We start from the raw sequence: 18784 nt of genomic DNA, 5'->3' as shown, positions 1-18784 counted from the left end.
TGTTACTTCTCCTGGTTTTCATAACCGACAGCATACATAATATGGTCGTTATAGCCGGTGGTTACTTTAATGTAACCTGTTAATTCATCATCTAAAGCGCTATCGCCGGTGTCACAAATAAGTGGACGCCCGTTCAACGCGTGTAATTTGGTTTTAGTTGCCACCACTATGATATTGTCTTTGCCGATGGCACGGATAAGCTCAGGGCTTAGCTGCTGGTTACCGCGACCAAAAATATGGCCTTGCCCGCCGATTAATGTAATAACCAATTGAGTCGCATGCCCTTGCGTGTACTCAAGTAATTGCTTAGCCGTTAAATCTTGCGCAACGAGGGTTTGATTTTTAATTAAATCAACACCTAACAATGTGTTCTCAAGCCCCATTTCTTGCATTATGGCTTCAACGGTTGAGCCACTTCCCATGATGTAATAAGTGTCTTCATCCATTTCACTCACCACATGCGCTGCAATATCGGCAAGCACGAGCTCGTCTGTTTCTTTACCGCCATTTTTAACCGCTTGTACATAACGTACTTCGCTTGGTATTTGCATTTCACCGTAGCGCTTAGCTTTTACGGTGCCTTGCCTAAACGCCTCTTCGTCAATATCCATTACATCGGCATCTGCAAGTGTAACCAGCTCGCCTTTTACTAGCATTTCTACTACTCGTCCAGCTGCTTTAGGGGTAATGGCATAGACGCCAGAGTGAATTTTACAGCCAGCAGGTATACCCAGCACTGGTATAGTATCTTCTATGGCATGACAAATATTACGCGCAGTACCATCGCCACCAGCAAACAGGACTAAATCAACACCTAAATTTTTAAGTAATTTAGCGCTGGCCTCTGTATCGTCGGCGCTTGTTACGGTATTAGCGGTATAAATTACTTCAACATTAAAGCCTAATGCGCGTGCTGTTTTTTCGCCCATATCGCCATTTACAGTATATATTGTTAACTGCTCTTGATAGGGTACAAGCACTTCTAGGGCTGCCTGTGTGCGGCTGTTAGCTTTGGCTTGCGCACCCAGCTCAATTGCCTTTGCAGCCGTGTTTTCGCCATCGCTCCCTTTTAAAGCAACGCTGCCACCAAGTCCTGCAACAGGGTTAATAATTAAGCCTAACTTAAACTGCATTTTGTAACTCCTGAGGGTGATGCCAATTAAATTGCTGAGCGGTTAACGGCCACGGTGTTTTATAAAAATCACTTAACGCTTTTAATAATGCATGGGTGCGTGCGTTAACTCCCTGCTCTAATAATATTAATACTTGCTGGTGTACTCGCGCCTGAAAGTCAAACCGACAAGTTTGCTCGCCGTTCAAATTATCTACCGACACATTAAAATCAAAGCCCGCAGCGGTGCTAAGTAGCCACTCTATTGCTTGTGGCTTTATTTCTACATTTTCGAATTCAGCTTGCTGGTGTTTATCTCGCCCATCTGGACAATACCAATACCCATAATCTTCAAGCTCTCTGCGTTTATTCCCAGCCACTAACCAATGTGCTATTTCATGCAGAGCGCTGGCGTAAAAGCCGTGTGCAAATACAATTTGATTAAACCCATGGGTTTTATTGGCAGGTAGATAAACAGGCTCATCATCGCCTTTTACTAGGCGAGTATTGTGACTTTGAAAAAAAACACTATCGAAAATAGATATAAGATCGGCAATTTGATGCATAAAAACTGATTAATTCATCTCGGTTACAGCGCAAAATTAGCGCACTAAAAACGAGACGAATTGTACGGGCTTTTACCTTTAAAGTAAAAGTGATGGGCGAGTTATACCTCTACTCCCGCTTCATCGCACTGCACTATATCGGTTTCGTTAAGTGCTTGGGTTATCCACTTTTGCAAAACAGGGCAACGCATCACAAAATCACAATATTGCTGCGCCTGTTCTGATAGCGTAATTTGATAGGTTTTTAAGCGCAATACAATGGGCGCGTACATCGCATCGGCAATACTAAAGTCACCAAAAAACCATGCATTGGGAAACACATCTTGTTGCAGTGCAAAGATCTCATCTATGCGAGCGATGTCTTTTAGTGCTTCGTTTGATAGCTCTACTTTACGGGTTGCTCGTATGTTCATTGGCATTTCGTTTCTAAGTGCCATAAAGCCTGAATGCATTTCAGCGCTTAACGCGCGTGCTTTAGCTCTTTGGGTAATATATTTTGGCCATGCGGCACCAGATAAATAAGCATCGTTAATATATTCACAGATTGCGAGCGAGTCCCACACCTGCAGATCACCATCAATTAACGCCGGCACTTTTTGAACGTGAAAGTGTTGTTTTAGTTCGTCGTAAAAATCACTGGTGTCGAGCACAAGCTGGGTTTCGTCAAACGGGACATCAAATTTACTCATTAAAAACCATGCGCGTAATGACCAGCTAGAATAGTTTTTATTACCGATAAATAATTGCATTTTGTATATACCAAAGTGAATAGGCTTCTCTACCTTACTAGGTGATTAAACAACCAACAACACTTTGTTTTTTATTCTGAATAAAAAAATTAAAAGCCTGTAAAAAGACTATTAGTATCAATTAGCTAGCTGCGCATTTAAATATTTTTTTAATAAACGGGTATTGCGGGTGTTGGCTTTGAAAAAAGCATCAAATATATCGCCAAAAAATGGAACTAAACCGCCTACAAAATCAATCAGCATGTTAATGATCATCTTTGTTTTTATGCGTTTACTTACACCTAAACGCTGCGCCTCTACTAATACATAGCTTGATAAAATAAGCCCTGCGGCATCCCCTACAACGGGTATTAAGCCAATCACAGCCTCTAAGCCAATATTAAATTTAGTAAAAGGAATACCAATGCTGCTGTCTGTTAGCTTACTAAAACGCTCTAGCCTTGCTATAGCAGCTTGGGTTTCAAGGTGTGTGTTATCGTGCTTGTTATCGTTCATGATTACTGTCCTCCTTAAAACAGTATATAGCGTAAACTTGAACAACCCCTGAAAGGCTTAAAAGCAAATTACAGGCACAAAAAAGCGCGGTTCTCCGCGCTTATTTAAAGTATTAACGGTTATACAGAGCCGTTAATTGGTCCATGTTCGTGGTTAACATGTGGGTTTTGCCCGCGCTGGCGCAGCAAATGGTCCATTAGTGTAATGGCCATCATTGCCTCAGCAATAGGAATTGCACGAATACCAACACACGGATCGTGACGCCCTTTGGTGATCATCTCTACTGCTTCGTTTTCAGTATTAATGCTTTTACCTGGAATAGTGATACTTGATGTAGGCTTAAGCGCAATTGAGGCAATAATATCTTGCCCTGTAGAAATACCAGCAAGTACGCCACCTGCGTGGTTTGAGGTAAAGCCTTCTGGGGTTAACTCATCACGATGCTCTGAGCCTTTTTGCTCAACTACATCAAAGCCATCACCAATTTCTACACCCTTAACGGCGTTAATGCTCATAAGTGAATGCGCAATCTCAGCATCTAGCCTATCAAATACAGGCTCGCCTAATCCTACTGGTACATTGCTAGCCACAACTTTTACTTTAGCGCCCACTGAGTCACCTTGCTTTTTAAGGTCTCGCATGTACTCATCAAGCGCTTCTAGCTTACTTGCATCAGGGAAAAAGAATAAGTTGTTTTCAACTTCATCCCAGTCGTAGCTTTCGGCTTTTATTGGCCCTAGTTGGCTTAGGCATGCTTTTACTTCAATACCATGAAACTGCTTTAAGTATTTTTTAGCAATGGCGCCTGCCGCTACACGAATTGCGGTTTCACGCGCAGAAGAGCGGCCACCGCCGCGATAATCGCGCAGGCCGTATTTGTGCCAGTAAGTGTAATCGCCATGACCTGGGCGAAACACATCTTTAATTTTACCGTAGTCTTTTGAGCGCTGATCGGTATTTTCGATAAGTAAACCAATGCTGGTGCCTGTGGTTTTGCCTTCAAAAACGCCTGAAAGAATTTTTATTTGATCGTCTTCTCGGCGCTGCGTTGTATAACGGCTTTGCCCAGGTTTACGACGGTCTAAATCAATTTGTAAGTCGGCCTCTGTGATCTCAAGGCCCGCGGGAGCACCATCTACAACACCGCCTAGAGCAACGCCGTGGCTCTCACCAAAGGTGGACACTTTAAACAACTGCCCTATGCTATTACCTGCCATTAACTTTCCTCATTCCTAATGACTACAAAAGTTGCCGAGCATGTGCTCGGCTTAAAATTTATTTAGCAAAATACGTATCAAGCTGCGCTTTGCTTATTACAAATACACCTAAGCCACCTTGCTCAAACTCAACCCACTCAAAGGGTGCGCCCGGATACAAGGCATCCATATGTACCATAGAGTTACCAACTTCTACAAATAACAAACCGTTATCAGTTAGATGATTGCTTGCATGCTCTAAAATAGTACGTGTAACGTCTAAGCCATCATGGCCAGATGCTAAACCAAGCTCAGGCTCATGATGAAACTCACGTGGTAGATCAGCCATGTCTTCAGCATCAACATACGGTGGGTTGGCTACTATTAGGTCATACTTTTGCCCTGGCACACCACTAAATACATCTGACTGAATAGGCAGTACGCGGTCGCTTAGCACATAGTCGTTTATATTTATATCTGCTACTTCAAGCGCTTCATACGATATATCAACCGCATCTACTTGCGCCGTTTCAAACGCCTGAGCAAGCGCAATGGCAATACAAGCAGAGCCTGTGCATAAATCTAAAATACGGTTAACGCTTTGCGGCTGCTCAAGCCACGGTGAAAACTTATTAGCAATAAGTTCTGCAAACGGCGAGCGCGGAATAAGCACACGCTCATCGACATAAAATGGCATGCCCGCAAACCAAGCAGTGTTTGTTAAATATGGCACCGGCGTGCAGTCGTTTATACGCTCTGCGATTAACCCTGCTAGGCGATTTTTTTCTGTACTTGTTAACCGCGCATGCATTAACTCTTTGGGGGCATCAATAGGTAAACTTAATGCAGGAAGTAATAAGCTAACTGCTTCATCCCACGCGTTATCTGTGCCATGTCCAAAAAATATTCCACTACTTGCAAATTGGCTTGTAGTCCAGCGTAACCAGTCATGTAACGTTGACAGTTCTGCAACAGCTTCATCAAGTGTTGCTTCTTCTATTTGTAAATCACTCATATTTTTTACCTGTTTTAGCTAACTGACTGTTTTGAGTCTTTGCAACGATTGCATTGCCTAACTGTGCTGAGCAAATTACAATTGCCCCTCACCTTTATATTGTACCGCCTTTTGCGCTGCGTTTTTACGTTTTTTTGTTTAGGTAAAATTTATGAAAAAAGACATCTCATCACAATCGTCCCTAAGCAATGACGACATTGACCTTTTTCGCCAAACAATTACAGGCGCTAAGGTGCTTAAACAAGATACCCATAGGTTTGATACAAAACCTAAAGTGTCACAAGCGAAGCAATTTGCCCAGCAAAAAAAGCAGGTTGAGTCTGAATTTTTCTTCTCTGACGAATATATCCCCGATATAGACACAAATAGCACCATTAATTACGTGCAAAATGGCCACGACTCTTTTTTAGCAAAACAGTTGCGACGCGGCGACTTTGCGCCCGATTTAACACTCGACCTGCATGGGCTTAATAAAGAACGTGCAAAAGATGAACTCGCAGGGCTTATTCACGAGTGCAAAAAACAGCATTATTACTGCGCGTGCATAGTGCATGGCATTGGTGAGCGTGTTTTAAAACACAAAGTACCGCAGTATTTGGTACAGCACCCTGATGTAATTGCCATGCATCAAGCACCGCTAGAATATGGCGGGCGCGGTGCCGTGCTGATTTTAATTGATTTACCACAAAGTGATGAGTTTAGACGCTAATTAAAGGAAGAATACGTGCAAATTTTTTCGATTATTTTTCCCTTAATTTTTATTGTCGCACTAGGCTACACCTGTTGTTATTTTAAGTTTTTTAATCAGCAGCATATTGCCGGCTTAAGTAAATTTACTTTTTATGTGAGCTTACCCGCCTTTTTAATGCTCAATATGTCGCAAATAAATTTGCATCAAAGTATTAGCCTCGAAGCATTTTTAAGCTTTTATATTCCTGTATTAGCGGTATTTGCTTTGGGCATACTTATTGATAGGCACTATTTAACTAAACAAGCCAATGCTGGAAATTATCAACAGCATAGTGTGTTTGGTCTTGCTGGAAGTTATTCAAATATGGTGTTAGTGGGTATACCCATTGTTATTGCTTCACTTGGCAAAGACATGATTGCTATCGCCTTTATGATCATCACATTTCATAGCACGCTGCTTTTTGCGTTAACTTATTTAATAGGCGCGAAAGGAAACACAGCTGACTTCTCGTGGGCAAAATTTGCTAAAAACATGGTCCTTAACCCTATTGTGTTAAGTATTGGCTGTGGATTACTTTTAAATGTGTCGGGAATTACATTATTTGCTAATTTAGCCAATGCCTTAGAGCTACTTGCAAGCCCTGCGATTGCATGTGCTTTATTTGTGTTAGGCGCTAATTTGGTGTTTTATAAGGTGGCAGCAAATTGGCAGCCGGCCCTTATTTCATCACTATTAAAAATACTGATTTTGCCTGCTGCTGTGTGTGTAGCAGCTACGTGGGTGTTTGCATTAGATACGCAAATTCGTAACGTACTGGTATTGCTAAGTGCCTCGCCTGTTGGCGTTAATGCGTATTTAATTGCAAGCCAATTAAATACGCATCAAGTTACACTCGCCGGTGCAGTGGTGCTTTCAACGGTGCTTAGTGTAGTAAGCTTTTCGTTTTGGCTTGCTGTGCTTTTATAACAACACTTATTTAAGTGCGGCCACTACCGAAATTTCTACTAATAGTGCATCGCGCGCCATTTTAGCTTCAACACAGGCACGTGCTGGTGCATAACCTTCTGGTACCCATGCATCCCAAACCGCATTCATATCGGCAAAATATTCCATGCTTTTAACGTAAATAGTTGCGCTGAGCATATGCTTTTTAGAACTCCCCGCCTGCTCAAGTAAGGCCTCTACTTTATCGAGCATTGTTTGCGTTTGCTCTGTTATGTTTTGCTCTGCGTTGCTGCATACTTGTCCGCACAAATAAACGGTTCCATTATGCTTAACTATACGGCTCATGCGCGCACCTGTTTCAAGGCGTTCTATACTCATAGTTATCTCTTTTTTCTATATATTGGCAGGCGCGTTGATATTAATATATTCACTGCGCTGTGAGGTTTCATCGTACTGAATTACAGCAACCGCCGCGGTGTTAAAAATAGGCATATTACCCGGGGTGAGTTGATCAACTATATAGCTGACAATAGGCATATGGGCGACCACCAACCAGGTATTGCACTGGGGGTGCATAGCAATAAGTGTTTCTAAATAGTCAGCTGCTATTTGTGGCTTTCCCTCAGGAATAATATCGCTACACGTTTCACTAAATTTGAATACATTGTTTTTCTCGACTTCTTTAGCTGTTTGCTGCGCCCGCGAGTAAGGACTTACCAACAAAGCGTCAACAGAAAAATGTTGGTGTAACCATAAGCCCATTTTTTCTGCCTCTGCATGGCCTTTCGGTGTTAGATTTCTTGCTGCGTCGTTAGCTTGCATCGGTGTTGCTTCGCCGTGGCGCATAATTAAGATTGTTTTCATAAATAATCAACCGATTAATGAATATAAAACAGTAGCCAGTTTGCCCATTTGTCCGCTATATTAACTATTATTCCAAAGAATAATTCTCTCATGATATTCAGGTAAATCTTTTCGCTATTTTTCGCTGTCCTGAAGCTATCATCTGTTGTTAACAAGTAAACGTTTAGTTTCAGGAGCATCATTTGAATATCAGCCGCAATGATAACAGAGCATACCGCGCCATTACACTCGACAATGGGCTAAAAGTATTATTAGTGCAAGATAAAGATTCAACTAAAGCCGCTGCTTCTATGGCCATAAACGCTGGCCATTTTGATGATCCCCTTGATAGACAAGGCCTAGCACACTTTTTAGAACATATGCTTTTTTTAGGTACCGACCAATACCCTGATTCTGGAAGCTTTAATAATTTTGTTTCACAAGCTGGCGGCAATACTAACGCATGGACCGGCACTGAGCACACTTGTTATTTCTTTGATATTAATAATCAAGCACTTGAAGGTGCACTTGCACAGTTTAGCCGTTTTTTTATAGCCCCATTATTAAACCCAGCAGAAACCGAAAAAGAGCGTAATGCCATCGACGCTGAGTTTAAATTAAAAATAAAAGACGACGGTCGGCGCATTTATCAGGCTCATAAAGAAACCGTAAACCCAGCCCACCCTTTTGCAAAGTTTTCTGTTGGCAATTTACAAACACTTGCAGATAGAGAACGCTGTATAAGTGACGAGCTCAGAGACTTTTTTACTAACCACTATCAAGCACAGTGGATGACACTAGTGATATGCGCGAATGAACCGCTCGATACACTAGCACAGTGGGTACAACATTACTTTAGCCCTATCAAAGGGGATAAAGACCAAGTAAAGCCCGCTATCAATGAACCTTTGTACCGCGCACAAGACATAGGCAAAATACTGCATATAGAACCACATAAGCACATGCAAAAGCTTATAGTTAGTTTTGCTATGCCAAATATTGATGACTTTTACCGACACAAAACGGTAAGTTTTATAGCCCACCTACTAGGCTACGAAGGCGCAGGCTCGCTGTACTCTATTTTAAAAGAACAAGGGTGGATTAACGCCCTTTCTGCCGGTGGCGGTATAAATGGCAGTAACTTTAAAGATTTTAACATTAGCATGGCCCTTACCGATGAAGGCATTGAATACTTTGAAGACATAATAGAAATTGTGTTTGAGTATATTTGCCTAATCAACGACAACACCGACAAACTACCGCGCCTGTATCAAGATAAAAAAAACCTGTTACAAATTGCGTTTGATAACCAAGAAAAATCGCGCTTAATTGATTGGGTAAGTAACCTGAGTATTAATATGCAGCACTACGACGAAGCTAACTATGTGCAAGGCGATTACTTAATGGAGGGTTTTAATAAAGCCGCTCACGAAATGGCTATGCAATGGCTTACCCCACAGAATATGCGCTTGGTACTTATTCACCCAGGCGTTGAGGCAGAGCACACAACCGCGTGGTACAACACCCCTTACAAAGTTGAGGCAATTTCGCCGCATTGGCTGGAGTCGCTTTCACATATAAATAAACCCTTAAACACCATGCTGCTGCCTACAGCAAATCCTTATTTAACAAAAGAAGTGGTGTTATATGAAGTCGAAAAACCACAAACAAAGCCTGTATTGTTAGTTAAAGAGCCTGGTTTTGATTTTTGGTTTAAACAAGACAACACCTTTAGAGTAGCCAAAGGTCATTTTTATTTAGCAATGGACTCGCACTTTGCAGTAAAAGATGTAAAACACATGGCCTTAACTCGCCTTTTTAGCGACTTATTTATGGACAGTGTCGGTGAGCAATTTTACCCTGCAGAACTAGCTGGGCTTAGTTATCATTTAACCTCACATCAAGGCGGGCTTACGCTTCACACCGCGGGGCTATCCACGAGTCAGTTAGAGTTAGTGGAGCAATTACTTGATGCACTGTTTAATGTTGATATTTGCGCCCGTCGCTTTGCTGAATACAAAAAGCAACTGGTAAGACACTGGCGAAACAGTAACCAAAATAAGCCCGTAAGTGAGCTATTTAGCGTGTTAGGGGCTAAAATAATGCCATGGAATCCGCAGCCTAACGAATTAGCTACAGCACTTAAAAATACGTGTTTTCAGCAATTTAACGAATTTCGAGTCGACTTTTTTAAAGCTTTACATGTTGAGTCCTTTTTACATGGTAATTGGCAGCATACAGATGCAAAAGTGTTCCATAAAAAAGTGGCTGAACATCTAAAAAGTGCCGCTGCTATTGAAGATTTAACACGCCCGCTGCATGAAATAGATCAAGTAACCCGCTGTCAGCTTGAACTGCCTTGTAGCGACCACGCTATGGTTATTTATTATCAGGCGCAAACCTCTGATGTAAATGAAAAAGTAAAATTAATGGCGCTTAATCATCTAATAAACCAAGATTACTTTAATGAACTGCGAACAACCCAGCAACTAGGATACTTAGTTGGCACAGGTTACGCCCCTTTTAACACCCGAGCCGGTATCGCTTTTTATATACAATCACCAAAATTTGAAGCTCAAACCCTGCTGCACAGACATAATCATTTTGTAAGCCAATTTATTGCCAACCTAGACGCCCTAGATGAAACAGCATGGCAGCAGCATAAACAAGGGTTAGCAACTCACATAGCTGAAAAGGATAAAAACCTACGGTTACGTTCACAGCGCTTTTGGCTTGCAATAGGTAATAAAGATCATAACTTTCATATGCAAAAACGCCTGCTAGAGGCTCTCCATACGCTTACCCTTGAGCAAATAAAGGCCTATACAATGGCTACTTTTGCAGACGATAGACCAAGGTATGAGTTATTAAGTAGCGCAAAAGTAAATAAATCGCAAAAAATGCCGCTTTGCTCGCAATCTCTTTGACTCTAAAGGAGGCATGATTTAAATTATTGTTTGTTAATTAGTAGTAATAAAACAAATGATAAAAATAACAATAATAAAATGTAGTTTTTGCTGGTTGCTGCTAAGCCTATCACCCGCAGCGGTTGCCTTTGAACATGCCTTTAATATAGATACCCACACTGTTTTAACTGTTTCCAGCGCCCTCCTCGCGCTGGCTTTGCCGTATCTATTATTGGTAATTTATAAATTAAAGCGCTCTCGACTGCAGCATAGCCTCTCGGAAAAACGCTTAAAAAGCACCGTTGAAGGCAGTGGTGATACACTTTGGGATTGGAATATAAAAACAGGCGAAGTTATTCGCATTAACGACAAATACATGATGGACTCAACAACGTTAATGGGCTTTCCGCCAAACAAAAGCTTAATTCACCCACACGACATTGCTTCAGTAGAGCATTTACTAAAAAAACACTTTGCTCAAAAGTCTGCTTTTTTTGAAGCCACTTACCGCATTAAAGACACCTTTGGCCACTGGCACTGGGTATTAGACCGCGGAAAAATAATAGAAAAAGATGCTAACTTAGCCCCACTGAGGATGACTGGCACAGTGCGCGATATTTCAGTGTTAAAATCAACACAAGAGCGTCTCAATTTATTTGCTAAGTGTGTTGAATCCCTTACTGATGCACTCGCTATCTATGATAAAAACTTTAACTTAGTTGATATAAACCCCAGCTTTTTAACCCTGTTTGGTGGCGTTAGAGAGCAGTACCTTAAAAAGCCTTTTAACTTACCTGGTTACGATAAAAGCTATGTAGAAAACATTAAAAATATAGTACGAGAGCGTGAACGAATTCAACAAGAGGTAAAACTGCGCAATAGTGAGCGAGTTTTACTACCTATAGAAATTTCTATTGATGAGATAAAAAACGCTCAACACCAAATAACAAACTATGTCGTGGTTTATTCAGATTTAACCGAACGTAAAAATGCACAATCGCAACTGCATAATTTATCAAATAGAGACCGCACGACCAGTTTGCCTAACAGAAATTTATTTTTTACCGACCTACAAAAGCTAGTAAAACAAAACACCCATCACGCCCTTTTGGTATTTGATTTAGATAACTTTAAAAAGATAAATGATTCATTAGGCCACCAGCTAGGCGACAGCCTATTAGCAAAACTGGCTATGCGATTAAATAAATTAACCCGCGAGAATGATGTTTTTTACCGCCTAGGGGGGGATGAATTTGCCTTAGTTATGGCTGATACTAATGATATTCATGTTATTACTCGCATGGCAAAGCAATTTTTAGCTGCAATTGCGACCCCATTTAAAATGGCAGGCCATGAGCTTGCGATTACCTCAAGCGTAGGCATAGTGTTATTCCCTGAAGATGGCAGTACGCCAGAACTACTGTTAAAAAACGCTGATACCGCTATGTATCACGCTAAAAAGAAGGGTAATAGTTATCTGTTTTTTAACGACACCATGAACCGCCAAGCGGTTAAACGCTTACAAATAGAAAACCTAATGCGCTTTGGTCTAAAAGAAAACCATTTTGAAGTGTATTACCAACCAAAAATGAATATTCGCACAGGTAAACTGACCGGAATGGAAGCATTAGTGCGCTTTATAACGCCCAAAAAAGGCGTTATTAGCCCCGGCGTTTTTATTCCTATTGCAGAGGAAACCGGGCAAATTATAGAAATTGGTGAGGTGGTTTTAAACAAAGCGTGTCGCGATGTAAAGCAGTGGCTAGACGATGGGCTATTTAGCGGCCGCGTTGCAGTTAACTTGTCGGCTAAGCAGTTTAGCTTGCCAGATTTAACAACCCGTATTGACGTGATCTTACAAAAAAACGAACTTCCCTCTTACTTTTTAGAGCTGGAAATTACCGAAGGCACCGTAATGGACGACCCACAAGAAGCCATTGCAATTATGCGCTCGCTAAGTGCCCGTGGTATTCATTTAGCCATGGACGATTTTGGCACAGGTTATTCATCTTTAGCGTACTTAAAACAATTTCCGCTCAATACCTTAAAAGTAGACAAAGCATTTATTGATGACATGACCACCGAACGAGGCCGTAATATGGTTGACTCTATTGTGACGATTGCACAAAACCTCGATTTACATGTGGTTGCTGAAGGTGTGGAGCAAGCAAGCCAAATTGACATACTTAAAACGCTAAATTGTGAAACGGTGCAAGGCTATTTCTATTCTAAACCGCTTTCAAAAGATGAATTTACCGCGTTTTTGAAACAGCAACAAAGTAACTCTACGCCAAGCCTTATTAGTGCTAATAAACACTTAGCGCAAATAAGATAATGCCATGGGGCAAATACACAAATTGGCTTCTACATTGTGTATGCAAGCACCTGTGTACGGAAAAGCAAACATCTTCTCCATTAAACTAAAAAGCAAAGCTACGTATTTTAGGGCAAATAGGCCCGTTTAATCAGACGAATTAGTAGCGGGTCTGGCTATCAGCTTATATAAATTAAGTATTGATATAGATTGTGATTACTTAGTTTATAAAATTTTGGCATAAAAAAGCCGGCATAACGCCAGCTTTATCATATAGCTTGGGCTACTTTTCAGCGCGGCCCATAAATTTGTGCTCAGCCGTATTAATACGGATACGGTCGCCCGTAGAGATATGCTCAGGCACCGAAATGGTTAAACCCGTGCTCAGACGTGCAGGCTTAGAGCGCGCACTCGCAGAAGCACCTTTGATTGAAGGGTCAGTCTCTTCAACAACCAACTCTACGCTCGATGGCAAATCTAAACCTACAGGCGAGCCATCAATCACAATAACATGTACGCCTTGCGTTTCTTCGTTAACGAATTGAATTTCTTCTGCTATTGCCTCTTTATTTAAGTTATATGGCGTGTAGTCTTCATTATCCATAAACACGTATTCATCGCCATCAATGTATGAAAGCATTGCTTCGCGGCGAGTTAAATCTGCTAGGGTTAGCATGTCGCTGTCTTTGAAGGTTTCGTCTACTTTTGCACCTGTTACTACATCGTATAAACGCATACGGTACAAACTACCGCCTGCACGACCTTGTGGTACTGAACGTACAATATCTTTAACTACCAACACACGATTATTAAACTCAATCGCGGTTCCTTTTTTAACGTCACTCGCCTTTGGCATGGGGGTTTTCCTATTATTTTTTTGATTGCCAGAAACATACCACGAACTGGGTATTGTTCAATTAAAAATACGTTAATTTGGGGCTTCATTTGATGTAGACTTGCAAAATTTTAATTTAAAACTAAATACCTATAATCAAAAGCAAAAAAAACTGCTATGGTATCTCTACCGAGTATGACTTCAAGGATTGGATCATGGACCAAAACACAGTACATGAGTATTTAGTAAAGAAGCCCTTGGTGCAAGTGACAAAACCATTTGCTCAAGAGGTTGATGTTTATAAAGTAAATCATAAAATGTTTGCCACCCTTGCCTTAGGTAATGATGGAGACGTTAATGATGATGGAGATCCTATTTGGTGGCTTAATTTAAAGTGCGATCCCGATGAAGCACTTAAATTGCGTGATATTTTTCCTGCGGTGATCCCTGGTTATCATATGAACAAGCGGCTTTGGAATACGGTGATATTAGATGGCTCTATTCCACAAGGCGAAATTGAAAGAATGATCGATAATTCGTTCAAATTAGTTGTTGAGAATATGCCAGAAAAAGACCGTAAAGCAATTGAAGCACATCTATAGAAACCACCATCACGGGCTAGCTTGCTAGCCCTATTTGCTACAACTTTAATGTGTATATCAAATCATCATAACGTGTATTATTAATAGTATGCGCTTGCGTATTAATGCCCGTTAACGTTAATCCACACTTTTGTAATACTTTTTCAGAGCCTATATTCCCCTTTGTAACCACGGCTTTAAACTGTGTAACACCCCATTGTTGCCATGCCCACTCAATCACGGCACGCAGTGACTCACTGGCAAAGCCTTGATTAAAATACGCGGGTAAAAACAAATAGCCTAGCTCAGCTTGCTCAAGCTCGTACGTAAACCCCGTAACACCCATGGGCTCATTTGAACGCTTATCAAATACGACAAGGCAAAGCGGATGAGTAGAAGTGCTATCCCAGCTTTTTAAACGTTGTTCAAATCGACTGCGTACAAACGCTTCACTGGGCATATCGTAGCAATAACGGATCACGGTTGAATTTTGATGTAACTGCAAAAATAATGGCCAATCACTGCTTTGAAGTGGGCGCATTGCTAGTCGCGCTGTAAACAACTGCATAATGGTTTACCTCTTATCTGCTTAGCTGCAAATTAAGCTAACACACTTTATAGCAAGCCACTTAATTATAAGCCTTATTTGAGGGTAAAAACCTGTCGATAACTAAATAAAGACTGGCAATCTAAGTTTATAAATGCACGTTTTTAACACAGTATGCACTGAGGTTAGCCCTAAAGAACAATTGCTTATCATTGCGCCCTAGTATTCTATATTTACAAATAGCAGGTATAAAAAAACCGCATATAATGCGGTTTTTTTAATCAAGCTGTTTTACGAGTCTTGCTTTGGAGAGTCAACGCTCTCTTCTTGAGGTTGCTCATCAGCAGGCTCTGCTTCTATTGCTTGTTCAGCAACAGGTGCTGGGCTTAGCTCAGTTGTAACAGGCTGCGTTTGATAAAACTTAGCGTCTGATTCAGCCATACTTACTAACGTATCGCACGGAGCAAAGTTCGCATTGCTATTAGCCAAAGTAGACATTTCAGAGCTAACCTTACTTGCGCCCAATTTATCCATGTAGCTAAACGGTCCACCTAAAAACGGTGGGAAGCCAATGCCAAATATAGCGCCAATATCGCCATCACGTGGGCTGGCAATAATGCCATCGTCTAAACAACGTACTGCTTCGTTAAGCATTTGTGATACACAACGCTTAGCAATCTCGCTTTTATTTAAACGCGGAGCAGGTGTCACACCTAATAGCTCATACACTGACTCGTCAACTTTTTTGCTCTTTTTATCGTACTCATAAAAACCACGACCCGTTTTACGGCCTAGGCGTTTTGAATCAATCATACGAGAAAATGCATCTGGCGCTTTAAATCGCTCGCCTAATTCTTTTTCAAGAATTGGGGCAATTTTAGAGCCTATATCGATCCCTACTTCGTCAAGTAAAGCAAGCGGCCCCACTGGGAAGCCAAACTCTACAAGTGCTGCATCTATTTTTTCAATTGGCTCACCGGCAAGCATTAAATTAGCCGCTTCATTTACATAAGGCGCTAAAATACGGTTTACGTAAAAACCAGCCATGTCTTTTACCACAATGGGCGTTTTACCTTGCTTACGAGCAAAGTTAACTACACGTGCTATGGTCTCTTGTGACGTGCCTTCATGTGGAATAATTTCCACTAGTGGCATTTTTTCAACTGGCGAGAAGTAATGCAGACCAATCACGTTTTCTGGACGCTGCGCCTGCGCTGCAATTTGTGAGATAGGCAGTGATGACGTGTTACTAGCAAAAATAGTATTGCTTTGACATTGCTGCTCTATATCAGCAACCATACCTTGCTTTAAGGCTAGGTCTTCAAATACAGCTTCCACTACTAAATCAATGTGTTTAAAGCCGCTGTAGTCAGTAGTACCGGTAATACGGTTCATGGTTAACTGCATATCAGCTTTAGACATAATACGGCGCTTAAGGCGCTTATCTAAAATTTTGTAGGTGTAGTTCATGGCATTACTAATGCCCTGCTCTGCTACATCTTTAATACGCACAGGTACTTTGGCTTTTACTGCGCTTACATGCGCAATACCAGCACCCATTAAGCCACCACCTAAAACAGCTGTTTTACTAATAGCCGGCGCATCATCGTTGCGCCACTCTTTTTTCATTTCAGTGGTTGCAAAGAAAATACTACGCAGCGCTTTAGATTCGTCACTCATTACAAGTGTTGCAAAGCTTTCAGCTTCTGTTTTGTATGCTTTTAATTTATCAAGCTCTACACTTGCACGCACAGCCTTAATAATTGCAAGCGGTGCAGGATAATGTCCGCCAGTTTTTTTAAGGACGTTTTCTTTGGCTTTTTTAAAGATAAAGTTACGACCAAACGGGTTTGACTCTAGCAATTTGCTTACTTTATCAAGCTTAGGCTCTTTATCTGCTGGCTTTTTCTTAGCTGAAAATTCTTTAGCAACTTTTAACAATACACTTTGTGGTACTACATCATCTAATACACCCGCTTTTTTAGCTTGCTTAGGGCGAATCTGCTTACCTGTTAGCATCCACTCTAGCGCTTTTTGAATGCCTACAATTTTAGTTAAACGCTGCGTACCGCCACCACCTGGTAATAAACCAAGTTGTACTTCTGGCAGGCCTACTTTAGTAATATCGCTATCCGTGCCTACGCGGTAATCACACGCTAAAGCAAACTCTAAACCACCACCAAGCGCCGCACCATGAATTGCGCTAACCGTTGTGTAAGGTAGCTTTGTCATATCAAAAAAGGCTTGATGACACAGCTCACTGATTGCTAAAGCATCTTCACGTTTTTGCACGCTATCAAGCATTTTTACATCAGCGCCCGCGATAAAGTTATCGCTTTTACCACTAATAAATACCATACCCTTTACTGACTCTTGCTTGGCTTCTTCAAGTAAAGCTTTTAAGTCATCAGCGAATGAGTCGCGCAGAGTGTTCATTTTTTCACCCGGCACATCAATGGTTACTACGGCAATTTTGTTTTCATCTACCGTTAAATTAAATACTGAATCTGTCATTACGCGCTCTCCAATACAAAGGCTGCACCTAAACCACCAGCAGCACACGCTGTTGTTAATGCTAAACCGCCACCACGACGTTTAAGCTCGTGTAAGCTTTGCGTAATTAAGCGAGCACCGGTTGCTGCAAATGGGTGACCATATGCCAGTGAGCCGCCGTTAACGTTAAACTTATCCATGTTAATTTCGCCAATTGCTTTGCTACGACCAAGTTTTTCTTGCGCAAACTTATCTGATGCAAACATTTTCATGTTAGCCAGCGCTTGTGCTGCAAATGCTTCATGCATTTCAATTAAATCTAAATCAGCAAGCGTAATACCTGCCCTATCAAGTGCGATAGGCGTTGAATGCGCTGGGCCCATTAGCATATCTTGCTCTACACCAATTGCCGAGAACGCAAAACTGCGCACATAACCTAAAATTTCGTAGCCTAGTGCTTTTGCTTTGCTTTCGCTCATCATCAGTACGGCAGCTGCACCATCGGTTAATGGTGTTGCGTTTGCTGCGGTAACCGAGCCATGTTGGCGGTCAAATACTGGTTTAAGCTTAGCGTAGCCTTCAACGGTAGAATTTTTACGGATGTTATTATCTTCTTCAATAAAGCTTTTATATGGCGGCAAGTGCGCCGTCATAACTTCATCTTTTAACTTGCCATCTGCCCATGCTTGGGTTGCAAGCGAATGCGAGCGATGCGCGAGTGCATCTTGATCTTCACGGCTAATGTTGTGTGTTTTAGCCATTTGCTCAGCTGTTTGCCCCATAGAAAGGCCTGTCGAGTACTCAGCAACCGCTGGCGGTACTGGTAATAAATCTTTTAAACGCAGTTTTGAGAATATTTTCAAGCGCTGGCCTAAGGTACGCGCTTTGTTTAAATCAACTAAGCTACCTGCCAATTTTTTACTTACGCCAATAGGCAGCACTGAAGATGAGTCAGCACCACCAGCAATACCTACATTTACAGAGCCTGCCATAATAGACTCAGCTACATTGGCAATAGCCTGAAAGCTGGTAGCACACGCACGCGATACAGAATACGCATCTACACCTACAGGCATACCCGTACCTAATACTATTTCACGCGCAATGTTTGGTGCTTCTGGCATTTGCACTACTTGACCAAATACAAGTTGATCGATTTCTGACTTGTCGAAATTTAATCGTTCAAGCATTTCGTTAACCACCAACTTACCCATATCAAGGGCCGGTACATGGTGAAACGCTGTTGCTTGTTTTGCAAAAGGAGTACGTAAGCCGCTAACGATGGCAATACGGTCGCCTTTTGGTGTTTTTAGTATATTTTGCTCAGACATTTATGCTCTCCCGCTGACAGGTCTGACCTGTTTGTTTTCCTCGATTCTAAACAACCCGTGTGCTAAAGCCAATAGATAAACACAAATTTATACAAAAGCACCAGGGTCTGTTGAACTTTACGGATTAAAATTTGTTCAAACTAGGGGCTATTTAATCGCGGCGCGA

General features: G+C 41.5%; 17 protein-coding genes. 5 read left to right on the top strand and 12 right to left on the bottom strand.

Features of this window, described 5'->3' with window-relative positions:
- Positions 1–2: 2 nt before the first annotated feature.
- The 6 genes from CWC17_RS00560 to prmB form a co-directional block, all read right to left on the bottom strand.
- Positions 3–1133, bottom strand: a complete 1131-nt coding sequence (locus CWC17_RS00560) for an ATP-NAD kinase family protein (RefSeq protein WP_055017195.1) — start codon at positions 1131–1133, stop codon at positions 3–5.
- Complete coding sequence (locus CWC17_RS00555; RefSeq protein ID WP_138611809.1) at positions 1123–1677, bottom strand: elongation factor P hydroxylase; 555 nt, start codon at positions 1675–1677, stop codon at positions 1123–1125. The genes CWC17_RS00560 and CWC17_RS00555 overlap by 11 nt, the downstream gene beginning before the upstream one ends.
- Positions 1678–1778: 101 nt before the next feature.
- The gene (locus CWC17_RS00550) at positions 1779–2426 is read right to left on the bottom strand and encodes a glutathione S-transferase family protein (protein ID WP_138611808.1); all 648 of its coding nucleotides are present in this window, start codon (positions 2424–2426) and stop codon (positions 1779–1781) included.
- A 117-nt stretch (positions 2427–2543) separates the two neighbouring features.
- Positions 2544–2921, bottom strand: coding sequence for a DUF4112 domain-containing protein (locus CWC17_RS00545; protein WP_138611807.1), 378 nt, complete (start codon positions 2919–2921; stop codon positions 2544–2546).
- A gap of 119 nt (positions 2922–3040) precedes the next feature.
- The gene (gene aroC / locus CWC17_RS00540) at positions 3041–4138 is read right to left on the bottom strand and encodes a chorismate synthase (protein ID WP_064386798.1); all 1098 of its coding nucleotides are present in this window, start codon (positions 4136–4138) and stop codon (positions 3041–3043) included.
- A 58-nt stretch (positions 4139–4196) separates the two neighbouring features.
- Positions 4197–5132 (bottom strand): 50S ribosomal protein L3 N(5)-glutamine methyltransferase, encoded by a 936-nt coding sequence (gene prmB, locus CWC17_RS00535; RefSeq protein ID WP_138611806.1) that lies wholly within the window; start codon positions 5130–5132, stop codon positions 4197–4199.
- 151 nt (positions 5133–5283) lie between these two features.
- Here prmB and smrB point away from each other — a divergent pair, with 151 nt between their 5' ends.
- Positions 5284–5841, top strand: coding sequence for an endonuclease SmrB (smrB, locus tag CWC17_RS00530; protein WP_138541721.1), 558 nt, complete (start codon positions 5284–5286; stop codon positions 5839–5841).
- A 15-nt stretch (positions 5842–5856) separates the two neighbouring features.
- Positions 5857–6789 carry an AEC family transporter gene (locus CWC17_RS00525; RefSeq protein ID WP_138541722.1) on the top strand — a complete coding sequence of 311 codons (933 nt, stop codon included), beginning with the start codon at positions 5857–5859 and terminating at the stop codon, positions 6787–6789.
- 6 nt (positions 6790–6795) lie between these two features.
- Here the strand turns inward: CWC17_RS00525 and CWC17_RS00520 are convergent, their stop codons facing one another.
- Together CWC17_RS00520 and sixA are read right to left on the bottom strand one after the other, a co-directional pair.
- A complete protein-coding gene (locus CWC17_RS00520) occupies positions 6796–7146 on the bottom strand; it encodes a RidA family protein (protein WP_138541723.1) in 351 nt (116 codons plus the stop codon).
- A gap of 15 nt (positions 7147–7161) precedes the next feature.
- Positions 7162–7632 carry a phosphohistidine phosphatase SixA gene (gene sixA / locus CWC17_RS00515; RefSeq protein WP_055014015.1) on the bottom strand — a complete coding sequence of 157 codons (471 nt, stop codon included), beginning with the start codon at positions 7630–7632 and terminating at the stop codon, positions 7162–7164.
- A gap of 182 nt (positions 7633–7814) precedes the next feature.
- Between sixA and CWC17_RS00510 the strand changes: the two genes are divergently transcribed.
- Entirely contained in the window at positions 7815–10538 is a 2724-nt protein-coding gene (locus CWC17_RS00510; RefSeq protein ID WP_138611805.1) for an insulinase family protein, read from the top strand.
- A gap of 55 nt (positions 10539–10593) precedes the next feature.
- Positions 10594–12852: a sensor domain-containing protein gene (locus CWC17_RS00505; RefSeq protein ID WP_138541725.1), complete on the top strand. Its 2259-nt coding sequence runs from the start codon at positions 10594–10596 to the stop codon at positions 12850–12852.
- 262 nt (positions 12853–13114) lie between these two features.
- Here the strand turns inward: CWC17_RS00505 and efpL are convergent, their stop codons facing one another.
- On the bottom strand, positions 13115–13687 hold the full coding sequence (efpL, locus tag CWC17_RS00500; RefSeq protein ID WP_055014018.1) for an elongation factor P-like protein EfpL: 573 nt from the start codon (positions 13685–13687) through the stop codon (positions 13115–13117).
- Positions 13688–13881: 194 nt separating this feature from the next.
- Here efpL and CWC17_RS00495 point away from each other — a divergent pair, with 194 nt between their 5' ends.
- Complete coding sequence (locus tag CWC17_RS00495; protein ID WP_004587303.1) at positions 13882–14268, top strand: MmcQ/YjbR family DNA-binding protein; 387 nt, start codon at positions 13882–13884, stop codon at positions 14266–14268.
- 37 nt (positions 14269–14305) lie between these two features.
- On the opposite strand, the gene CWC17_RS00490 is transcribed toward CWC17_RS00495, so the two are convergent.
- From CWC17_RS00490 to fadI, 3 genes are all read right to left on the bottom strand, one after another.
- Positions 14306–14815: a GNAT family N-acetyltransferase gene (locus CWC17_RS00490; RefSeq protein ID WP_138611804.1), complete on the bottom strand. Its 510-nt coding sequence runs from the start codon at positions 14813–14815 to the stop codon at positions 14306–14308.
- Positions 14816–15085: 270 nt separating this feature from the next.
- Entirely contained in the window at positions 15086–17308 is a 2223-nt protein-coding gene (gene fadJ / locus CWC17_RS00485) for a fatty acid oxidation complex subunit alpha FadJ (RefSeq protein WP_138611803.1), read from the bottom strand.
- The gene (gene fadI, locus CWC17_RS00480) at positions 17308–18618 is read right to left on the bottom strand and encodes an acetyl-CoA C-acyltransferase FadI (protein WP_055014021.1); all 1311 of its coding nucleotides are present in this window, start codon (positions 18616–18618) and stop codon (positions 17308–17310) included. The genes fadJ and fadI overlap by 1 nt, the downstream gene beginning before the upstream one ends.
- Between the last annotated feature and the right edge of the window lie 166 nt (positions 18619–18784).

Source organism: Pseudoalteromonas sp. S3785 (assembly GCF_005887365.1).
GTDB lineage: Bacteria > Pseudomonadota > Gammaproteobacteria > Enterobacterales > Alteromonadaceae > Pseudoalteromonas.
Note: the sequence above shows the minus strand (reverse complement) of the source record. Positions and strands in the feature narration are given on the sequence as shown.

Bases quoted from the DNA above. Each gene is read 5' to 3' on its own strand.
- CWC17_RS00490 (WP_138611804.1), bottom strand. From the start codon at position 14,815: ATGCAGTTGTTTACAGCGCGACTAGCAATGCGCCCACTTCAAAGCAGT.
- fadI (WP_055014021.1), bottom strand. From the start codon at position 18,618: ATGTCTGAGCAAAATATACTAAAAACACCAAAAGGCGACCGTATTGCC.
- aroC (WP_064386798.1), bottom strand. From the start codon at position 4,138: ATGGCAGGTAATAGCATAGGGCAGTTGTTTAAAGTGTCCACCTTTGGT.
- CWC17_RS00505 (WP_138541725.1), top strand. From the start codon at position 10,594: ATGATAAAAATAACAATAATAAAATGTAGTTTTTGCTGGTTGCTGCTA.
- CWC17_RS00545 (WP_138611807.1), bottom strand. From the start codon at position 2,921: ATGAACGATAACAAGCACGATAACACACACCTTGAAACCCAAGCTGCT.
- prmB (WP_138611806.1), bottom strand. From the start codon at position 5,132: ATGAGTGATTTACAAATAGAAGAAGCAACACTTGATGAAGCTGTTGCA.
- smrB (WP_138541721.1), top strand. From the start codon at position 5,284: ATGAAAAAAGACATCTCATCACAATCGTCCCTAAGCAATGACGACATT.
- fadJ (WP_138611803.1), bottom strand. From the start codon at position 17,308: ATGACAGATTCAGTATTTAATTTAACGGTAGATGAAAACAAAATTGCC.
- efpL (WP_055014018.1), bottom strand. From the start codon at position 13,687: ATGCCAAAGGCGAGTGACGTTAAAAAAGGAACCGCGATTGAGTTTAAT.
- CWC17_RS00560 (WP_055017195.1), bottom strand. From the start codon at position 1,133: ATGCAGTTTAAGTTAGGCTTAATTATTAACCCTGTTGCAGGACTTGGT.
- CWC17_RS00555 (WP_138611809.1), bottom strand. From the start codon at position 1,677: ATGCATCAAATTGCCGATCTTATATCTATTTTCGATAGTGTTTTTTTT.
- CWC17_RS00520 (WP_138541723.1), bottom strand. From the start codon at position 7,146: ATGAGTATAGAACGCCTTGAAACAGGTGCGCGCATGAGCCGTATAGTT.
- CWC17_RS00550 (WP_138611808.1), bottom strand. From the start codon at position 2,426: ATGCAATTATTTATCGGTAATAAAAACTATTCTAGCTGGTCATTACGC.
- CWC17_RS00495 (WP_004587303.1), top strand. From the start codon at position 13,882: ATGGACCAAAACACAGTACATGAGTATTTAGTAAAGAAGCCCTTGGTG.
- sixA (WP_055014015.1), bottom strand. From the start codon at position 7,632: ATGAAAACAATCTTAATTATGCGCCACGGCGAAGCAACACCGATGCAA.